The following is a 3,374-nucleotide window of genomic DNA, read 5'->3' as shown; positions in this document are numbered from 1 at the left end:
TACGCTCTTGTGACTAATGAGTTTTTGAGTGAGCTAGACTATCAACGCTTGCTGGAACGTTACCGTGCTCGAGTGAATCCGCCTATTTTTAAAGAACTATTGTTACAGCAATTTAATCCGATAAAAGTTAGGGAATATGCGAATTTGAAGACTAGACCACGTGAGCTAGCAAACATTGATTATTTATTAGATAAGTCATTTTTACTTCAGGTGATTGACTTGGAGAAGATTGAAGAGTGGATGAGAGAGAATGAAAACTAAACGATTCAATTTGACCAACTCCTATAAACTAATGCGTTACAAAAAGATTTTGGAGAAGGTTAATAAACTATCTGATAGTTATGCAGCTATGTCAAATGAGGAACTGCAGGCTCAGACAAAATGGTTTAAGAACCGCCTTTCTGGAGGAGAAAGTTTGCAGACCATTTTGCCAGAAGCTTATGCAACCATTCGTGAGGCGGCCAAGCGTGTATTAGGATTATATCCTTATGATGTTCAGGTTTTAGGGGCTCTAGTTATGCAAGATAATCAGATTGCAGAAATGAGAACGGGAGAAGGAAAAACTTTGACAGCTATCCTTCCTTTATACCTAAATGCTTTGACGGAAAAAAGTACGATCTTAGTCACGGCTAATGAGTATTTGGCGGTGCGTGACGCCAAACAAATGGAACCTGTTTTTCGATTTTTAGGAATGACAGTTGGAGTGGGTGTCTTGGAAGACTCGACAAAAAAACTTAAAATTTCTCAAAAACAACAAATCTATAAGAGTGATATTGTCTATACAACACATAGTGCGTTAGGGTTTGATTACCTAGAAGAGAACTTGGCGACATCTCGATCAAAGAAGTTTTTGCCGAAATTTTATTTTTGTTTGGTCGATGAAGTGGATGCAGCCTTACTAGATAGTGCGCAGATGCCCTTAATCATTTCAGGTTCTCCTCGGGTTCAATCCAATCTCTTTCTCTCGTGTGATGAATTTGTGAAAACTCTAAAAGAGGGAGAAGATTTTAATTTAGACTCTACTCGAACATCTGTATGGTTGACAAGAAAAGGAGTGAAGGAAGCCGAAGTCTATTTCCGCGTGCAAAATGCCTACGATCCAGATAATTACCAGCTCATTCGCCAAATTAACCTAGCTTTGAGAGCCAACCACTTATTTGAAAAAGATCGTCAGTACACGGTGGATAATGGTGAAGTTAAACTGATGGATGAGGCGACAGGACGTCTCTTAGAAGGAAACAAACTCCAATCAGGACTTCACCAAGCACTAGAAGCTAGAGAACGTGTGAAAATCACATTGGAAACGCGTTCGATGGCCTCTATTACTTATCAAAATTTATTTAGAATGTTTCCAAAATTAGCAGGAATGACAGGTACAGGTAAAGTTTGTGAAGAGGAGTTTAGAGATGTTTACGACTTGGGGGTCGTGGTTGTTCCTACACGAAAACCCAATTTACGAATTGATTATCCAGATGAAATCTACCTCACGATTCCTCAAAAGTTATATGCTTCATTGGAGTATATTAAAAAATTACATAAAAAAGGACAGCCAGTTTTAATTGCGACAGGATCGGTTGGAATGTCTGAGATTTATTCTATGCTCTTGCTCCAAGAGGGAATCGCTCATAATGTGTTGAACGCCCATAATGTAGCGAAGGAAGCTGAGATGATCGCACTGGCAGGTAGGCGTTCTGCAGTAACAGTAGCAACATCAATGGCAGGCCGTGGAACAGATATTATCTTGGAAGAGGGTGTTGCTGAGTTAGGTGGACTCGCTGTTGTTGGAACAGAGAGAATGTCCAGTGAGCGAGTGGATTTACAGCTTCGCGGTCGTGCCGGACGACAAGGTGCTCCAGGATTGAGCAAATTCTTTATTTCTCTTGAGGATGATCTTATCTCCAAGTCCGGTAGCAAATGGATTAGCGAGTACTATCATAAAGAGATCGCAAAACCAGAGGAAAAACAAAAAAATCATTTGACCTCTCGTCGTATCAGATATGCAGTTGAAGAGGCACAGAAGAATAGTGATAACGCGTCAGCGGCTTCTAGACGTTCAACAGAACGGTATGATGAAAGTATCCGTATTCAACGACAGATTATCTATAATAAGCGTAATAAATTCATTTCCCATCCGGACTTTGATTTGACCTATTTCTTGTCTATCCTATCGGATGCAGTGGACATTTATACAAGTAAAACACCGTTTAAAGAGCGGGCGGATTTATTTCGCTTTGTTTTGGATAACATTAGTTATTACTGCGAGGATATTCCAGATGATCTAGATGTCACGGATTTACGGCAAGTTAAAAAGTTTTTATCTGACCTCCTTGTTTCAGAATACCAGCAGAAAAAAGATAAAATCAAGGATTCAGAGTTATTTAATCAATTTCAGCGAACTGTCGTTTTGAGAGCGATAGATGACTGTTGGGTCGAGCAAGTTGACTATTTACAACAATTTCAAGGTTTGGTGTCTAGTCAAGGATATGCCCAAAAAAATCCTGTCTTTGAATTTCATAAAGAAGCCTTTAAATCATATAAAAGAATGAATGCAGATATAAATCTAAACATTATAAAAAATATGTCATTGAGTTATATTAATATTAAGCCTTCTGGGAAATTAGAAGTTTTCTTTGGCTAATACTTTGACAGATTCTGTTAGAGACTTTATAATGATGATATAACTGTATTTTGGGAGAAAATCATATTATGAGTAAAAATAATAACAAAGAGCTAAAGGGATTTAAACGTTTGATATCAAAGTTTAAGCAAAAGAGTGAGGAAGATAGCGATTATCATAGCCTGAATGCAACTAAATTAAAGCCCGTTAGTCGAAAATTCAAAGAGCAAAAGGAAATTATTTTGAGTGCTAGTGAAGATTTTGAGTTACCAACAGAGTCAATTTCTGTCATGGAAGCCTTAGAAGACTTTCAGGAAAAAATAGTTTAGGGGTGGCTGACTTGATAAGGGATGTTAGTCAGAGCTTGTCAACTAGTGCTTTATCTTCCCTCAGTCTTTCTGTCTCAGATTCCTACAGTGAATCGTTTAGTCAGAGTATATCCGCAAAAGGGTTCTCACTTCGAGAGTCCATGTCTGAGAACTACTCATTAGTGGTCTCTTCTTCGGAATCTGAATTTGAGTCTCTTTCCTTGGTTGATAGCCTCTCTATTTCTAAGTATTTGGCAGGTGAGTCTCTTTTTCAAGATACGGATGCACTCTCTTTGAGTGAAAGCATTTCATACCCAGAGTCAGTTTTTTATGATCAAAATCCTAGTGTCTCTAGGTCACTTTCCTTGAGTGAATCAGAACAAGCGAGTCAGAGTGTTTCTGAGTCAGAGTTCTATAGCCTGAGCCAGAGTGAGTGGGAATCGATTTCT

Annotated in this window: 2 protein-coding genes and 2 pseudogenes; all 4 read left to right on the top strand. The window is 38.6% G+C overall.

Going from position 1 to position 3,374, the window contains the following annotated elements:
* Positions 1–261 (top strand): annotated as a pseudogene (locus tag SORDD16_RS11430) (accessory Sec system protein Asp3); the annotation flags it as partial.
* A complete protein-coding gene (gene secA2 / locus SORDD16_RS00050) occupies positions 251–2,638 on the top strand; it encodes an accessory Sec system translocase SecA2 (protein WP_061451855.1) in 2,388 nt (795 codons plus the stop codon). The pseudogene SORDD16_RS11430 and the gene secA2, both read left to right, overlap by 11 nt.
* 68 nt (positions 2,639–2,706) lie before the next feature.
* The gene (locus SORDD16_RS11425) at positions 2,707–2,946 is read left to right on the top strand and encodes a hypothetical protein (RefSeq protein ID WP_061451854.1); all 240 of its coding nucleotides are present in this window, start codon (positions 2,707–2,709) and stop codon (positions 2,944–2,946) included.
* 140 nt (positions 2,947–3,086) lie between these two features.
* A pseudogene (locus SORDD16_RS11420) lies at positions 3,087–3,374 on the top strand (hypothetical protein); the annotation flags it as partial.

The sequence above is a fragment of the Streptococcus oralis genome (assembly GCF_001578945.1).
Taxonomy (GTDB): Bacteria; Bacillota; Bacilli; order Lactobacillales; family Streptococcaceae; genus Streptococcus; species Streptococcus oralis_Q.
The sequence above is the reverse complement of the archived record's forward strand: the minus strand, read 5'-3'. Positions and strand labels throughout refer to the sequence as shown.